Origin of the sequence: Brevibacillus halotolerans (genome assembly GCF_026891775.1) — a bacterium.
Lineage (GTDB): Bacteria > Bacillota > Bacilli > Brevibacillales > Brevibacillaceae > Brevibacillus_B > Brevibacillus_B halotolerans.
Genome location: NZ_JAPTNK010000009.1, coordinates 72,209 through 87,751, shown reverse-complemented (window position 1 = coordinate 87,751; position 15,543 = coordinate 72,209). Strand labels below are relative to the sequence as shown.

The window sequence follows — 15,543 nt, the reverse complement described above, 5'->3', positions numbered from 1 at the left end:
AGTACGTGTTTAGGGTACTCACAAGTACGAGTTGATGAGCATTTTAATTACGTGTAAGATTCTTTTAAACTATTTATGCGAGGAGGGAGACAAAAATGAAGATAATTGAAAGTTTTATTAATCAAGACATTAATACATTGTCTTCTAAAAAAATTGATCTTTGTCTCTCACTCTTTAAATATATTGATTGGGATTGTCATGTCCGTTTTTCGACTATTGAACGTTTGGCATCTGAAATTGGGACCACTGTAAAATATGTAAAAGAAATGATGAATGAACTTAAACGGGATGGTGTTTTGTCTTACCATCCTAATAATCCAGATCTAATCCGATTCGAGCTGGCAAGCGATAACCTTGAATGGGAACGCGGGGATCGTTATTGTAAACCGTTTTTCTTTTTCGATAGCCCTGAATTTAAAAGACTAAAAGTTAATGCTAAACGTATCATTTTAAAAGCTGCTCTCCAATTATCTATTCAAAGTTCGTCTCAGAATACGACTGTTGTAATGGAAAAAGAAACATTTTTCTCACGTAAACAATACCATTTGCGTAAATTACCTCTTGATAATGAACGCTTTTCCTTATCAATTCGTGAGATAAATGCTAAGCTATTTGGAATTGTGGATGTACAAATACATAAATCTGTTGAGACAAAAAAAGAATTTGTAGTTTTTAACTTTGTTCCAGAAATCCTTACCCAATTTTATACGATCGAACGTGAAAGAAGCCTTCTTAAAGACACTTTTACATGCTACGGTGTAGTTAAAAATCTTTCTCCAGAAACCTACCAAGGAATACTAGCGACCGCTAAAGGTTTTATTCACAGTTTAGTAAAGGAGTCCGAATTTCTACTGTTAAATAAATATTCTATTCGTGCGACTTCTTACTCGAAAGCAGAAGAAGAAATACTTAAACAAAAGCGTACTGTTCGTTATCTGGCCCGCTCCATTTATGACGAAGCAGTGCGTTATTTGGCGAGCAGTTTAAACTCTTTAGAACTAGAATTAAACACACCTGGTGCAATATCAGCCTATTTTCGTGGTATCTTACACAATATCTCCCTTGAAAAAATGACAGAAAACGCCAAGGAAATTGATAGATACCATAGCTTTGCTATGTCTTTTAATTCTCTTCCAGATTTTAAAGGGGGGAAATCAAAATATGAGTATCTAAAAAAACTTGGCTTTGAAGGATTCACTATAATTGATCAAGAAACTATTTTTTATGCTACAAAGAGGTATCAATTCATTTTTGATCTACTGAAAGGAGTTTGTCACAAGTGGTTTGAGTCCAAAATTTCCCAAACCCTACTCAACTTCTCAGGATACGATATGTTTGATTTGTCAGGTCAAAGAACAGCTAGCATTTCAAAAGAAGATACTAGAAAAAAGCTTACAGATTTGAGAAATAAGGAGATCAACAAATTAGAAGAGATAGAAAAAGAAGTGAAAGAAGAAAAACATCCTTATCAATTTCATGAAGTTACTCTAAATTTGCTCGAGGCTTATAAGAAGACAATAGAGTCTAGTTATGCTCATATTTATAAAAAAGTAAGTTAACTATACTACTACAGCACTGGTCGAAAAGACGAGTGCTTGTTAGGGTTCCCTTCTTTTATTCCTACCTCATTTTCTTAATCCGGAAAGTATCTTTATCTTCAAATCTCACATATTCATTGACCAGAAATCCTTATTTTATAGATATGGATTTTTTTTATTTCAGATTTTTGTGCAGATCAAACTGTGAATATGTCAAAAGTCTTGTTAGTATGTCATTTATAACCGTGGATTGTTAAGTTATCCTGTGAATCTATTATTTTTTCTGTTTATGCGCAAAAGAATCTCGATAAACCGTTTCACAGATATCATTGTTTTCTCACTTTATCCTATTGTATTAATTCATTATTTATATTTATTGTTATAATGAATAGCGATAATATATTATGTTTAGAACTAAATAAAAATATTCTTACTTATGAATGATGGAAACACCACGTAACACATAAGATCTTTTTCTTATGTGTTTTTTTAATGTAGGAGGTACTATATGAAAAAATTTCTTTTATTATTTTTGCTTGTAGGGACAATAGGGGTATATCTATACACGAAAGAAAGTGCCAATCGAAATAATACTTATCATTTATCAAATACTAAAGAGGTAAAAAATTCTCCAATAAAGAATGAGGTAGAAGAAATAATGAAGAGTTACTATGATTCTCTTATTGCAGAAAGATACAATGAAGCAGCCTCCTTTATAGGATCGAATAAACCGAAAGAAATTCTATCGAGACAAATACAAACCCAGATGAGTAAAGCGAACTCCAGGATTATGTCTTATAAAGTCAGCAATATTACTCCATTGAAAAATAATCTATATAAAGCGTCTGTTACTCTTACTTATCTCAGGGATAATCAACATTTAAAATCAGAAGAAATCCTCCTAGTAGAAAAGAAAAATAAAAAACATTGGGTAATAAAAGAAGATAATATTTTAGAAATTACAAAGCTTGACTACAAAATTACAAAGGATGATAGCTCAATTCATATAGGAGCTATTAAAAAACAAGAAGATACCACTGGCCAATATTTAGCTATTTCGCTAGTGAACAAGAGCAATACACAATATATTAAGGTCGGGGATAAAGAAGTTCCATATGCGATCATTAGGAGCAAACATATACCAGTTCAAAGATTAATGATTCCTCCTAATCAAGGCGCTCAAATATTAATACCGTTTAATGAGAAAGTTACACCAGATCATCTAGAACTAATGGAATTCTATAGAAGTAAGGCTGAAGGGGTACCGATATATAAAATAAGCATCTACCTATCGTTAGTAGAACATGATATTACCTTTTAATACAAACCAGCTCTCTTATATGGAAGGATTTTGAATTACCTTATCGAAAGGTGTAGCAGGGAGGTGAATTGGATGAAGGCACATAACGGATCAGGTTGGGGTTATGAAAGTTTTCAAGAGCGGAAACTTTGCATAGAACCTGAATGGAGTTATTGAGTGGCTGCTTCTAAATATAAAATTAGTCAAGGAGAGGGTACTTATGACAGAACCTGATTGGGTTTTTGATTCAAGTTGGCGTGATGATCCTAGATATCATCTAAGTGAGGACATACTTATGGCAGAGCCTGATTGGTCGATTCAATACACATGCATTACAAGTGACCCCGGTTGGTCCGATGATCCAGGTTATTAATCCTTTCAAAGGCCAACCGCTTGTATAACTTAGGGGACTGGCAATCCTAGTTTCAGTATTTGAGCCTTGATGATATCAGGAGTACACAACCTTGTTAAAGTATAGTCGCCATTTACGGCGGCTTTTCTATTTATGGAAGACAGTTGTTATTGGTGGATATATCTTAATATAGCTGAAAGTTTAGCTTTCACATCATTAGGGGAAAATGGAATTGAGATTCTGGGTGCTGAATTGGTTGCGAACCCAAAGCCGTTGCTGCCCGGTGGATTTGAAGCGAAAGTTGTAACGTTCGCATTCGGTGCGCAGAGCATAGATAGATTTGGAGTGTATGCTCTGCCGGTTAATAGAAAGGCGGTAATCATCGAGGATGGTAACATATTTGGTGCAGCCGCGATAATTCCTGCCATTGTATCAGCTTGGATGATCACAGGGGAGGAAGTAGTTTGGATAGTTTGAAGGGGCAGCAGAATTTCTGGCGGGTGCGGTTTGGATGAGTAATTTTTCCGTCCCGGTTCATGGCAAGGCCGGTTTCGCAGATGGGAACGCCGGAAGGCAACTTCTTGGGTTTTTTGGTGCCTCTGAGATTGATGGGGATGAAACACCTGCGTATAGAAACATATTTCTACTTGCAAATTCTTAAGGAATTAGATATTGAACCTACTAACAAAATATATCAAAACGGCATAAAGAAGATTTCTTTATATTATGAAAGGAATTTCAGTCTAAAAATTTCATAAGATCGTATTGTCTTTGTTGTTTTAATAACTTATACTAATTACAAACATATAATTACAAATTGTAATGCTCAATTGGAAAAACCAAGAGCACACAAGATTATTCTTGTGTGCTCTTTTTGTTTTTCCAAGATGTAAGGTCATAAAACTATAAATGTTGTGGAGGATTTTTTTTATGAGTGAACAACATATTTTTTGGACGAATGATCCTTTAGACTTTGTAAAACAAGCAAAAAAGAGCAAAGAGGTATTACAAGCAGTAGTTTGGAAAATTGAATCAAAAGATCTCCCTTTAAGAATAGAAGGAGAAACGAAAATTGAACGAAGAGAAATTGTTCACTTAGACCTTGGTGGTGTTAAGGCGACTTGCTCAGATGAAGAGTTTTCTGAACATGATTTTATTTCATTGAAGGGATTCGTTGGGCATACCGTTAACGTTATTGTTTTAGATGTAATTCAAGGTGATTCTCCAGATGAATTTATTGTAATTGTTTCTCGGAAAAAAGCAGAAACCATTCTAGCTGAAGAAATAAAAGAAAAGTTACAAGAAGGCGCGATATTAAAAGGTACTTTGAGTGGGTACAACGTAAACAATAATACATTATTTATAAATATTGGAGGTATCGACGCTTTTTGTTATTTGGAGGATTGGGACTACGTTCGGATTCCTGATATTAGAGATGCGGGTACTATTGGAGAACCTGTAACAGTCATGGTAAAAAAAGTTCTTCAGGATCCATTCATTATCCGTGTATCTAGAAAAGATGCCATGAAAGATCCTTGGGAGAACGCGTCCGCAGATTATGAAGAGGGTACATCAGTTTTAGGTGTCATTTCAAATGTAGATTCTAAATATGGTATCTTTGTAAAACTTAAAAGAGGGGTTATTATTCTAGCTACCATTCCTAATAAATCGGGGTTACCAAAACCTTTGCCTGGTCAAACCGTAAGTGGGGTAATAAAAACGATTAATGAGCAAGAGAGAAGAGGAAAAATGATCATAACAGGGTATCCACATGGGGTAGTAAAAAGAGCAAACCCTGGCTCCTACTTATATGAATAATATGGTTCACTCTATCCCACAGATAAAGACATTCAGGGATACTAGTGGAAAGATCCCGTTTTGGGATGATCCTAGTGTTACGGGTGGTATTGATCGACCGGCAAATTATCAACCTAGAACCGATATGATGGCGATTGTATCAGACTTTTATCACGGGCGTTTTTTAGAAGAGGACGAATTAATTCTTACCCTCATTCGGGATTCTGTTGTTATAAATGAGAATCAGCTCAGGCGACTTTTGAAGGGGAAGCTTACTTCATCTCGAATCTCCACCAGGATTCGGTATATGTCTGTTTTCGGTGTAACAGATCAATGGAAATTGCGAAGTAGACAAGAAGATGCCTCCTTACCACCGGCCCCATGGAGTGTTGGAATAGCTGGATTCCTTTATCTTAAACATAGGTATCCCGACTTTGTGTTCCATCCAGCTCGTTTACTTGAATTAGGAACAAAAGCACTCCAACGATACATAGCATTAAACGAGTTACGTACACAAATGTACGAATATCAGGTGCTTAGGGGATGGAAGTGGCATGGTGTGATTGATAGTAACCCCAAATTAGGAAAACCTCTTGCGATTGGAGAAATGAAAGGCCCCAAACGTAATATTTTACTTGTTACGGAACGACTACAACAAAGTCAAAATTATATGGAGCATATATCGTCTAGGCTTAGGAATTGGAATACTGTTTTTGTTGAAAATAACAATGCGTTACCTATTATGGATTTTGATAGGCTGCCAGTAGTTGTTCTCCTGTCTGTTTCAACCATTTCTTTTGCACAAGAGGTTGCTAGTAGACTTCATATAGATGGGTTAAAGTTACCTGTTTGGTTTATTATTGATGAATTACTATTTACGAAAGAGCTACCTCAAGCAATCTTAGGGTTAAAGGGAGAGACATTACATCCGATTGGTCTAAATTGGCTAGTAAAACGCGAGATATAGACCTTTCATTTATTACCTCATTCCAAACTATGAAGAAGGGAGGAATGAGGTTTTTTACTACAATAAACAACTGGAGGATTTAATTTGGAATCATTGAATTGGTTGGATCAATTGGAACCCTCGAACGAGGCAGAATGGTTAGTGCTAGCCAGAAAGAAATTAGGTTTAACACAAGGTGAGTTATCGATTAAAACAAAATATAGTGCCATCACTATTTCTAAAATTGAAAATGGAAAATCAAGTATGACTCCTTATTTTAAGCAGCAAATGTCAGTTCTATTAAAAGAAAAAGAAGTAATATAGCGATAATGAAGATAAAGTTACCATTAAAAGCTGTAATTGGAGTCAAATTAGAAAGTCATAGGACAAAATTTGTTGAAATGTATGGAAGATTTAGTGAAATAGTAATAGAAGAAGCATCCTATGAAGGTTTTATAGAGGCTTTTCGTAACTCTGATAAAGACATTGATCTATTTTATGTAGCAGAAGATATTTTTTACCCTTTTTTTGAAGGTAAGAAAGAAGAAGTTAGAGATTACTTTCGAAAAACAATAATAGAAATCAATAAGAAATTCCCACATTCACTTATCCATATACATATACACAACGATAGTATAGGATCATATCCAGAATTGTTCGAGCTGGGGACTGTATTTGAAAGCCATTTTAGAAATAAAAGCACTCTTCATGATCAGCAAATCATAGATCGATTGCAGCGCGTATTTCATATACCACTGGAAGAATTTCAGAAGAAAAGATCTAAAAAGGAAATACACAATAAAAATATCGATTTTTTTCAACAAACCAATACTGGTAATTATGATAAAGTGCCTAATGAGGAAATTGAGTTACTATCCTGTGCTGATGAACGGGTAAGAACAGAAAATGAACAAACGTTCATTCCTGTACAAGTTGATGAGAAACAACAGCCTAAAGAAAATAATCATGAAAATGATGAGCGGCTTATCAAAAAAGTAAATGTCTATGATGATCTGGAGCAGGAAAAAAAGGAGAGTATTAAGCAGCTGATTCAATATGCTGTTGCAGCACAAGAAAGCCATGTCCGAAGGAAACAGTCATTGATAAGTACGATCCATCATAAAACCATAGCAGTAGTGAGCCTTTATAATCGGGCAGGGTCTTCATTTGTGGTTAACAACTTAGCTATTGCATTGGGACAATTTGATTTACCCGTGGGTGTGTTAGAAGGAATTCAACCAATGCCCAAACTCTATACTTTTCTTGGTGGTAAGGAAAAAGAACCACCTTTCTGGAAGTGTTGGTATCATGAAGTTAAAAGTACGAGAAAAGTATGTAAGTATTTGGATCGAGAGTATATCCTTCCTCTTATCCACAAAGATATAAATTGGTTTTTTGAGAATGTAAATTGGATTCCATTCATTCCTCTATCCGATAATAAAGAGTATGCTATTGGTGTTGCCGAATCTTTAACTCTATACTATACGGCTGATGAGTGGCCCTTGTTATTCGTTGACCTATCTCATGACATAGATTCTGGGTTTTCTAAACTTGTTCTAGAGGAAGCTGACGAAGTATGGATTGTGCTCGAACCAGACTTAATTCAGTTAGGATTTATGGGGGAAAGATTGAAACAGATTTCTAAAATAACCAAAACAAATAACCTATTTACGATTATCAATAAAAGTCATCCTTACGTAGAACTAAAGAACTTAAAACATCAATTACAAAAGTTTGAGCAATACCTTGATCCAGAACCACTAACTATCATTCCGTTTTCAGTGGAGTTTCTAAAAGGCGGCACATTTAATCCTTTTGCATATCTAGATAAAACTGCAAAAGAAATTCTAATCCAATCGTTTTTTCCTTTAGTTAAAAGGATGGTAAAAGAAATGTATGTAGATAAATATTTGTCGGTAATTGAGGGGAAAAGAAAGAAGAAAAGTTTTTTGAATAGATTTAGGAATCGTATGTAATAATTAGAGTCTGAGTTCTGTAATCTCTTTAGGACTAATTCATCTCATAGAAATTAATTCAATATTTATGGGGAGCTTTGGCGATCATTTTCCTACATATACTTAACCAAACATAACAAAATAGTATCGTCCGAATTGGTACTTAGTAGAAAAACATTATTCATATACCTATCTATACAAAGTCAACATTCCTTTATGACGAGGACATCGATGTTAAGTTAAATAGTTCCAACAACACTTCCATAGTTGTAAAATATAGTCATCCATTATAAGAAAAGGTGATGACAAATGTTCAAAGCAAAAGTACTAAATGATAACACAATCATTAACCTTAAGAGCAAATACTGGAGTAATAAGAGAGAATCATTAAAGAAAATGAATCGAAATCAGGGATTTGTGTGTCAATCATGTTTAAAAAAGGTAGTGCTTGCTTGGGCAGCTAATCCAAAAACAGCACCACATTTTAGACATAATCCAAAGAATATTGATTGTGATCAGAATGATGAATCCATTGAACACGCAAAAGGAAAGGAATTAATCTACCAATATTTTATAAAAAAATACAAAGATATTGCTGAGGAAATTGATATTGAGCATCATATCCCTCAAACAGGTCAAATTGCAGATGTCTACATCAAATTTAAGAATGGACAAGAATGGGCAATCGAGTACCAAAGATCGAACATGTCTCTAGATACTTTGATTAGACGAAGAGAACTATACGCAAAAGCAAATATTAGAGACATATGGATTGTTGGAGAAAATCTAGCAAAGATTCAAAAGGATGATTCAGTAAGTTTTAAAAGGATTAGTCAAGAATTGATAAGTGATACTTCCTTTGGAAAAAATTGCATTCTCTCATTAAATCCAACAACCATGAAGGTAGGAATTTATAGAAATATCAGCAAGATTAATTCAAGAAAATATAGGTCATACATGCACTTTTATGACTTAGAAAATATAGAGTTTAATTTGATAGGGGAACCATTTGGCTATCGAGATGTCATAGACTTTAAAGGAATAAGCTATAACTTTGTTCACAGGACAAGTCTGACCATAACAAATATTTCATTACAAAAATCTAATATTCCTACATATAAATTTTTAGCTGTACAAGAAGACAATGGGCAGTTCGACAAAACATATATGAATATACCTGATAACTTAATGAAATTCATCCCAAAGACTTGTAGTAATATTGACTGTCAAGTTGAATTCGTATATAGCCATAAGGATATTTCAAAAGTCGGTCAGTTTTTCCCAGTAAAAATCTCTTCTTCCAGTTGGCGCAATAAGTTGGATGAGAAGAAATTTGAAAAAATTAATGAAATTGATTTTACGAGATGGTGGTATCCTATCTTCCTCCTTTATTCAATGGCAACTATGGAAAATAAATATGCCTGGTTGGAGTCAGCTGTACCTTTTGTCAGACAAAGACGCACTCTTTACGACAAAAAGATAATAGAACATCTGTATGAACCTACTGATAAAGTTGAGTTAATACCATTAATGACTGCTGTAATGCGCATATTGAAGGTTCAACCAGAAGATGTTTTGCAAGAAGCTTTAGATAGAGATTTTATTAATAATACCGAAGAAGAGATTACAAATATATTTATGCTAGAACTAATGAGGAAGGTTGAAGTTATTTGTGTTGAAAGGTTTAATGCTCTGGGAAAAGGAAGAATTGAAATAATGTTTTAATAGCTCAACAAAGTTGGGCTTGGTAAAATTAAGAAATGGAGTTATAATAAATGCACATAAATTTGATTGCTTAGTTTCGTTCCTATTGGAATGAGTTTTTAAGGACAGAAAAAATCCATTTTTGGATAACGGTTAGTTTGGCCGTATTTCTAAGAATGGATTTTTTTCTGTCCTTTTTTCATTTTAGAAGGGACTGATAAAAATGAAAAAAGTTATAGGGGGAGCAGCGTTTATCTTTTGGACACTATTGGATTTGTGTGAGAAGTATGTAAACTGGGTATCTTCACCCCTAAAGATCTCTTCATTAGTACAAAATGTAATCATCATCTTTTTAAGTTTTTATATGTTATTTTCTTGCGATCCATTCACATGGGCAATTCGTGATGCAACTGAAGCAAAAAAAGAGCTGTTAATCATTTGTACTAGTCTGAATTTGTTACTACTTTTTATCACAAGAACAATTTCTGGACTCTATTACAACATTAAAAGCTGATATATAGGGAGAGAATTATGAGAGAACAATTGTCAGTAGAGGATGTTAAATTGAATGTGGATATTTTAGATGTTATTCAAGAGTATGTAATTTTACGAAAAAGTGGGCGGAATTATGTAGGTTTATGTCCATTTCATTCAGAGAAAACAGGTTCATTCAATGTTAATCAACAGGAACAATTTTTTAAATGTTTTGGTTGTGGGGCAGGTGGCGATGTTTTTACGTTCCTGATGAAAATAACATCAGAGCCATTTGCAGTAGTTTTAAAGATGTTACATGAGCGCCAAGAGAATCAAAAAAGTGGAATTCAAAGAGTAAGAGAAGGGTCAATTAAGAAGGATACAAAAAAATTACCTGACAAAGAGCTTCATCAGATATCAACTTCCTTGGCTCAAAATCTTGTACTATTAGATAAACACAAAACTCATTTAATGTCCCCGAATAGAGGTCTGTCAAAAAAAGAGATTGAAATTCGTGGTTATCGATCGTTTCCTGATAAACCATGGCAACCTTTTTCTAAAATGAAGAAAATGAACTATGAGGGGTTTCCAGGTGCTTATCTGGTTCAAGCAGAAAGGGACGGGAAACTACATGAATATTGGAGTTTACCTAAATATCCAGGAGGGGGTATCCTCATCCCATTTTACAATGAGTATGGATATATTGTTGGTTGGCAAATAAGATTAGACGAGATACCTAAAAAGGCAGCAATAAAAACGGATTACCGTGATAAATTCAGCGCTTATATTGAAAACAATGAGGTGAAAGTCACATGGTTAAATAAAATCATAGCAACTTTCCCTATTAACGAACTAAGAAAGAATGAATACAAAAGTATCATTACAATGATGGGAGGAAATAAAAAAACAACAATTGGCCAAGTAAGTATAACGGATGGTAATAAATACTTATGGATGACAAGCGGTAATAAATATAAAGGGACGGAGGCGGGGAATCCTTTGCCCGTACACGTTTCAGTTCCGTGTGAGTGGCAACAGAAAAGAACACCGGGCGTTTTGCAAAAAGTAAAACGTGCATGGGTAACTGAGGGACCTATAAAATCTGATATATCTTCAGAAAGAGTTGGAGAGGTATTCTTAGGAGCCCCAGGTATTCAATCTTGGAAATATTGTATGCAGATCATAGATAACATGGGAATAGAGGAAATTGTTTTAGCATTTGATATGGATATTGCTGACCATAAAAAGGAAGCGTTACGAAATGCTATTAAAAATTTCAAAGAAGAGTTATATAAGTTATTTCAAATTAAGAAATGTTCAGTAGCTTTGTGGAATAAAGAACAACATGGTAAAGGAATTGACGATATTTTAATTAGAGGGTACTATCCAGAAGTAAGAACACTATTTGAAAGATAGATTTTCCTACTTTTTAACCCCTGCTCACTAAGGCAGGGGTTCTTTCATTTCTAGAACGTATTATTTTGTGAAAATAATTACATACAGTACGATGTAAATCACATAGAGATAGGGAAGATTGATATTAAATTTTTCACAAAAACTTCTAACCAAGTTCGTTAGAAATGTATCAAGAAGACAAATTATTACTAAGATTAGTAACAATTCAATCGCGGATGCAAGATAGAAATTATCCACTAATGAATCTACCAAAGAAGTAATTTTTATAAAAAGGCTTATTGAGACAAAAAATATAAATACTGAATACTTATTTTGCATATTTCCTCCTAAATAGAATAAAATACCTCCTTTTCCTGCTTTATATTACCATACCGTTTCAATTTATCCATATATTAGTAAACCGTGAAACATTTTGCATATTTCGACAAAAATCAGTATCTATGTATGTAAGATATGGTATTAATAAAAGGAAAACCCCGCTAACTGAATATCAACAATCAATTGAGCGGGGGGGTTTGAATTATTATTTTTTAAAAGAATTTTATCCTTGTGGATCATCTCGGGTTGGTTTTATAGCTGCAAATTCCTGGTCACTTTTCCAATCAAATAAATTTGCCATAGGTATAAGAGAGCAAATTACAAATGAAACAGTTAGGAATATAGCCAAAATTTTTTTCATTATATATCACTCCTTTTACATCCTTTATTTACCACATTATATACCTCGCGTAGCTTATTCAGAAGGCCCAATTGCATATCTTTATTTTGTTCACAATGATGAATGTAAATTTCCTCAGAGCATTCCGATAGGCCACTCAATGATTGAATTGTACTATAGAACTTCATACTTGTAAGATATGCTTCCATTCCCTCATGGAAGAAGCGGCGTTTTACTAGGAACATTCCTTTGTGCTTGAAGTACTTACCTAGTTCTAAGTACTTGTAAGGAGTATTTATTAGAACTGTGGTGTTTTCCTTCTCTTGCTCAAAGATACGATGGAGAGACTCTAAATCATTAATTCTCAGTAACGCTTCGATTAACTCGTTTACTCTATGTAATCGGTTATTTTCAGTTGATTCAGCCACACATTCTTTCAAGAGAGGGATCGCCTTCTTCTCATCTCCCGTTCTAGCTAAGATAATGGCTCGAAAAAATTTAATACGATCACATATAAATTTATAACCTAATTTTTTATATAGTTGGAGATGATTCTCCAATTCATCGTATTTTTCTTCAAACATGTAAGAGTTACAGATCGCCAAAGCAACCCTTTCTTTCATCTCATTTTCCTTTGTATCTTCGGCATGTCCCATTCTTCCTAATTGAATACACTTCTCGTACTTTTTAAGATCATGTGCAAGAAATGCCATTCTATAGAAAAATTTTATTCGTTCCTCTTGATGCAAAAATTCTTTGTAATATAAAACCTCTTCTCCTAACTTAAATACTTCTTCTAAATGCTCTAATTCCTGGACCTTAATAAAGAATGTCTTGTACAACCCTTTTGCAATATACTTGGGAACCCCATGTTGCCGGGCATACTGGACTATCTCATCGTAGAGTGAGAGCTTTACTTCGTTGCAACTACAAGTATCAGTAAATTCGAACAGGTTTTCTAATAGACTATAGGTATCGTCACGAGGAGATGATAAAAAATGCTTAGCGATTTTCGATATTAAAGAGAGGTTATGGAGCTCAATCGCTTCTGACAAAAAAGCATACAAACTATCAATACGATCTTCTAATTCGACATAGTATTCAATTACTTCCTCATAAGGGAACTTTAGGATCTCCATTAACGACTTTATTGTACTTAGTCTCGGACGTTTTGTTTTGCCTGTTTCAATTTTAGAAAGTACGCCCTTGCTTATCCCACTTAATCTCGATAATTCCGACAAGCTTATTCCTAATTCTGCTCTTATATTTTTGATAAGTCCTCCAAATGTTAAGAAACTTAAACTTTCCGTCACATTAATCCCCTTTCTTGAATTAATAAACGATGATATTTCTTAATATTCTACCTCGCATGTATATTTATGTAAATGTAAATAAAAAAAGTAATAGTATCGTAATCAAAAGTAATCTATTGAAATGCTATTAGATCAAGAAAATAACGATTAGAAATCACTAGGAACTCAACTTTGCAAAAACAAGGAATTATTCAGCTTTAGTCCAATACAACAAGGGATATTTATTCTTATTGTGGGGAATACTTTTCACTGTAGATGGTAGTAAATAATAATCACGTTGATTTCATTTACGGTAACTCTATGCCCCAGAGCTACCATATTTGTTTGAAACGTTGGGTAGGAATGTACATGACTTACCTGAAATAGCTCCTCACTTTAGATCAGGTGGAAGGAGCTATTTTCTTTTGTCAAAAAGAAAGGGCCCCCGAAAGACAGATATCCTTCGCCCGTTACAATAAATTTATAGCAGCATAGAATTATTAAATTAAAGGTATTACAGACAAAATAAAAGGAACCTCAAAAACAACGAGTTGATGGCATAATTCTATACGGAAAAATTTTAAAGTTTAATAAACATGGGGGATAAAATGTTTTTGTAAAATCACATCTTTTTTCGTCAATATTGAACTTATTTCTTGCAGGAATATGGGGAAAATCAATTAACAGATGAAATTCATCATCCGACAAATATTTTTCAAATATTTAAATATTGATTTTAATTTAAATAAAAGTTAATATAATACTTAATTATTTACATAAATTAGGAGGTTAATATGAATATTACCAATCCATTTAGAACAAATCCTTATAACATGAAAACGACTGAACTATTACCTATCCCTAAAAATGAAGGACTTTCAAAAGTAACTGAAGGAAAATCAGGGATACAGCAAGATAGCGTTGAAATTAGCTCAGATGCAATGAAAGCATATTCTATAGCGTCTGGCTACGATCCAGAGGGCCCATGGCAAAAAATGAATGTTGCTGGTTTTAGAATTACTTACCAAATTGACAAAAGAAGGGACGAAGGGATCATCCGTGTAAAGGTTGATTCTAACCTCCAAAAATTAACAAGAGACGATATCAATAACGTATATGACCTAGCTAAGAAACTAAGGAAAAAGTATAAATCAGAAATGGGAGAGACGTTCGAGGCAGGTACTGGTTCTGTTGCAGCGGAAATTGTTTGTCATGCTGTTCCAGACAAAGTAGCAAGATTAGGCGAAAAAATTGCATCTATTATTCCAGGGGTTGGAAAGGACATCATTCGGGCATTAAAAAGCTTTCGTTCACATACCGATATAGCAGATATAGGTGAAGATGATAGAGAGCGTTTCCTTATGGATTATCTAGGAAGAAACTGGGATAATATTAATTACATATTTGGATAAGAGATTTCATGTCATTACGGAGGAAATAATATGAGAAGAAAAAAAGTACTGACCTCCTTTTGTATCGGATTACTGGTTGTAGGACTGATAGCCGATCTTACATTCTTTATTGCAATGTCCGATGGAATTAAACAGGGATTGAATGTGTGGAACGAATTTATAAATAACTCCATCCTAGCAATATGTAGAGCAATAGTGGTTATTTTTTTAATTGTGATGGCTTACATGAGAAGAACGATAACCACTTCCTCGTCCTTGGTCTTTAATATAGTTTCATTAGCAGGGTTATTGTTGTTCATTAAAATGTATAATCAAGAAAACTATATTTTTATCGTACCAATTCTTATTTATCTTATTAACGTAATTTTAGGAGTATTTTGTCATATTAAAATGAAAAGGACTCTTGCCTGAATTACAAGATAGCTTTAATAATGCCGAGATCATTATTTTATTTGGACTCTTAATCATTTAATAAGACACAAAATAGCATACATCAAAGTTATCATTTTCTAGAACGCTAAGACTGGCGTTCTTTTTTATTGTCCAAACACATTCTCCTTTTGTCGAAAAATTTATGGCCGTTGCGAATAAAGTTATAAAAAGAAAATCACGGAACGTTTGGTAGAATATTCTCTAAAAGGAATAATGGAGGGGATGTCCCTAGCTAATGATAAGATTACTGCTATTTAGTTTTGCCAA

At 33.8% G+C, this 15,543-nt stretch carries 14 protein-coding genes; 12 read left to right on the top strand and 2 right to left on the bottom strand.

Translation table 11 applies throughout. From position 1 onward, the window contains the following. The first annotated feature begins 95 nt into the window (after positions 1-95). The 10 genes from O0550_RS13080 to O0550_RS13035 all read left to right on the top strand — a co-directional run bounded on the left by O0550_RS13080 (position 96) and on the right by O0550_RS13035 (position 11,482). Positions 96-1,559: a hypothetical protein gene (locus O0550_RS13080; RefSeq protein WP_258426540.1), complete on the top strand. Its 1,464-nt coding sequence runs from the start codon at positions 96-98 to the stop codon at positions 1,557-1,559. Positions 1,560-2,046: 487 nt separating this feature from the next. Beyond that, positions 2,047-2,859, top strand: coding sequence for a hypothetical protein (locus O0550_RS13075; protein ID WP_258426539.1), 813 nt, complete (start codon positions 2,047-2,049; stop codon positions 2,857-2,859). A gap of 199 nt (positions 2,860-3,058) precedes the next feature. Beyond that, positions 3,059-3,211: a hypothetical protein gene (locus O0550_RS13070; protein WP_258426538.1), complete on the top strand. Its 153-nt coding sequence runs from the start codon at positions 3,059-3,061 to the stop codon at positions 3,209-3,211. Positions 3,212-3,343: 132 nt separating this feature from the next. Further along, positions 3,344-3,667, top strand: coding sequence for a hypothetical protein (locus O0550_RS13065; RefSeq protein ID WP_258426537.1), 324 nt, complete (start codon positions 3,344-3,346; stop codon positions 3,665-3,667). Between the two features lie 453 nt (positions 3,668-4,120). After that, positions 4,121-5,008, top strand: coding sequence for an RNA-binding protein (locus O0550_RS13060; protein ID WP_258426536.1), 888 nt, complete (start codon positions 4,121-4,123; stop codon positions 5,006-5,008). Next, on the top strand, positions 5,001-5,954 hold the full coding sequence (locus tag O0550_RS13055) for a hypothetical protein (protein ID WP_258426535.1): 954 nt from the start codon (positions 5,001-5,003) through the stop codon (positions 5,952-5,954). The genes O0550_RS13060 and O0550_RS13055 overlap by 8 nt, the downstream gene beginning before the upstream one ends. A gap of 84 nt (positions 5,955-6,038) precedes the next feature. After that, positions 6,039-6,257: a helix-turn-helix domain-containing protein gene (locus tag O0550_RS13050; protein ID WP_258426534.1), complete on the top strand. Its 219-nt coding sequence runs from the start codon at positions 6,039-6,041 to the stop codon at positions 6,255-6,257. A gap of 5 nt (positions 6,258-6,262) precedes the next feature. After that, on the top strand, positions 6,263-7,909 hold the full coding sequence (locus O0550_RS13045) for a CpaE/TadZ family protein (protein WP_258426533.1): 1,647 nt from the start codon (positions 6,263-6,265) through the stop codon (positions 7,907-7,909). Between the two features lie 288 nt (positions 7,910-8,197). Continuing rightward, positions 8,198-9,613 carry a competence protein CoiA gene (locus O0550_RS13040; RefSeq protein ID WP_258426532.1) on the top strand — a complete coding sequence of 472 codons (1,416 nt, stop codon included), beginning with the start codon at positions 8,198-8,200 and terminating at the stop codon, positions 9,611-9,613. A 510-nt stretch (positions 9,614-10,123) separates the two neighbouring features. Next, positions 10,124-11,482 (top strand): CHC2 zinc finger domain-containing protein, encoded by a 1,359-nt coding sequence (locus tag O0550_RS13035; RefSeq protein WP_258426531.1) that lies wholly within the window; start codon positions 10,124-10,126, stop codon positions 11,480-11,482. A 541-nt stretch (positions 11,483-12,023) separates the two neighbouring features. Here O0550_RS13035 and O0550_RS13030 read toward each other — a convergent pair. After that, positions 12,024-12,161 carry a hypothetical protein gene (locus O0550_RS13030; protein ID WP_258426530.1) on the bottom strand — a complete coding sequence of 46 codons (138 nt, stop codon included), beginning with the start codon at positions 12,159-12,161 and terminating at the stop codon, positions 12,024-12,026. Beyond that, a complete protein-coding gene (locus tag O0550_RS13025; RefSeq protein ID WP_258426529.1) occupies positions 12,161-13,453 on the bottom strand; it encodes a helix-turn-helix domain-containing protein in 1,293 nt (430 codons plus the stop codon). Before O0550_RS13025 ends, O0550_RS13030 begins: the two co-directional genes overlap by 1 nt. A 773-nt stretch (positions 13,454-14,226) precedes the next feature. Here O0550_RS13025 and O0550_RS13020 point away from each other — a divergent pair. Continuing rightward, positions 14,227-14,844 (top strand): hypothetical protein, encoded by a 618-nt coding sequence (locus O0550_RS13020; RefSeq protein WP_258426528.1) that lies wholly within the window; start codon positions 14,227-14,229, stop codon positions 14,842-14,844. Positions 14,845-14,874: 30 nt separating this feature from the next. After that, entirely contained in the window at positions 14,875-15,255 is a 381-nt protein-coding gene (locus O0550_RS13015; protein WP_258426527.1) for a hypothetical protein, read from the top strand. The last annotated feature ends 288 nt before the right edge of the window (positions 15,256-15,543 follow it).

What these genes read in the sequence shown, in the direction of transcription:
- O0550_RS13070 (WP_258426538.1), top strand. Translation starts at nt 3,059, where the DNA reads ATGACAGAACCTGATTGGGTTTTTGATTCAAGTTGGCGTGATGATCCT.
- O0550_RS13035 (WP_258426531.1), top strand. Translation starts at nt 10,124, where the DNA reads ATGAGAGAACAATTGTCAGTAGAGGATGTTAAATTGAATGTGGATATT.
- O0550_RS13060 (WP_258426536.1), top strand. Translation starts at nt 4,121, where the DNA reads ATGAGTGAACAACATATTTTTTGGACGAATGATCCTTTAGACTTTGTA.
- O0550_RS13055 (WP_258426535.1), top strand. Translation starts at nt 5,001, where the DNA reads ATGAATAATATGGTTCACTCTATCCCACAGATAAAGACATTCAGGGAT.
- O0550_RS13030 (WP_258426530.1), bottom strand. Translation starts at nt 12,161, where the DNA reads ATGAAAAAAATTTTGGCTATATTCCTAACTGTTTCATTTGTAATTTGC.
- O0550_RS13015 (WP_258426527.1), top strand. Translation starts at nt 14,875, where the DNA reads ATGAGAAGAAAAAAAGTACTGACCTCCTTTTGTATCGGATTACTGGTT.
- O0550_RS13045 (WP_258426533.1), top strand. Translation starts at nt 6,263, where the DNA reads ATGAAGATAAAGTTACCATTAAAAGCTGTAATTGGAGTCAAATTAGAA.
- O0550_RS13080 (WP_258426540.1), top strand. Translation starts at nt 96, where the DNA reads ATGAAGATAATTGAAAGTTTTATTAATCAAGACATTAATACATTGTCT.
- O0550_RS13040 (WP_258426532.1), top strand. Translation starts at nt 8,198, where the DNA reads ATGTTCAAAGCAAAAGTACTAAATGATAACACAATCATTAACCTTAAG.
- O0550_RS13020 (WP_258426528.1), top strand. Translation starts at nt 14,227, where the DNA reads ATGAATATTACCAATCCATTTAGAACAAATCCTTATAACATGAAAACG.
- O0550_RS13075 (WP_258426539.1), top strand. Translation starts at nt 2,047, where the DNA reads ATGAAAAAATTTCTTTTATTATTTTTGCTTGTAGGGACAATAGGGGTA.
- O0550_RS13065 (WP_258426537.1), top strand. Translation starts at nt 3,344, where the DNA reads ATGGAAGACAGTTGTTATTGGTGGATATATCTTAATATAGCTGAAAGT.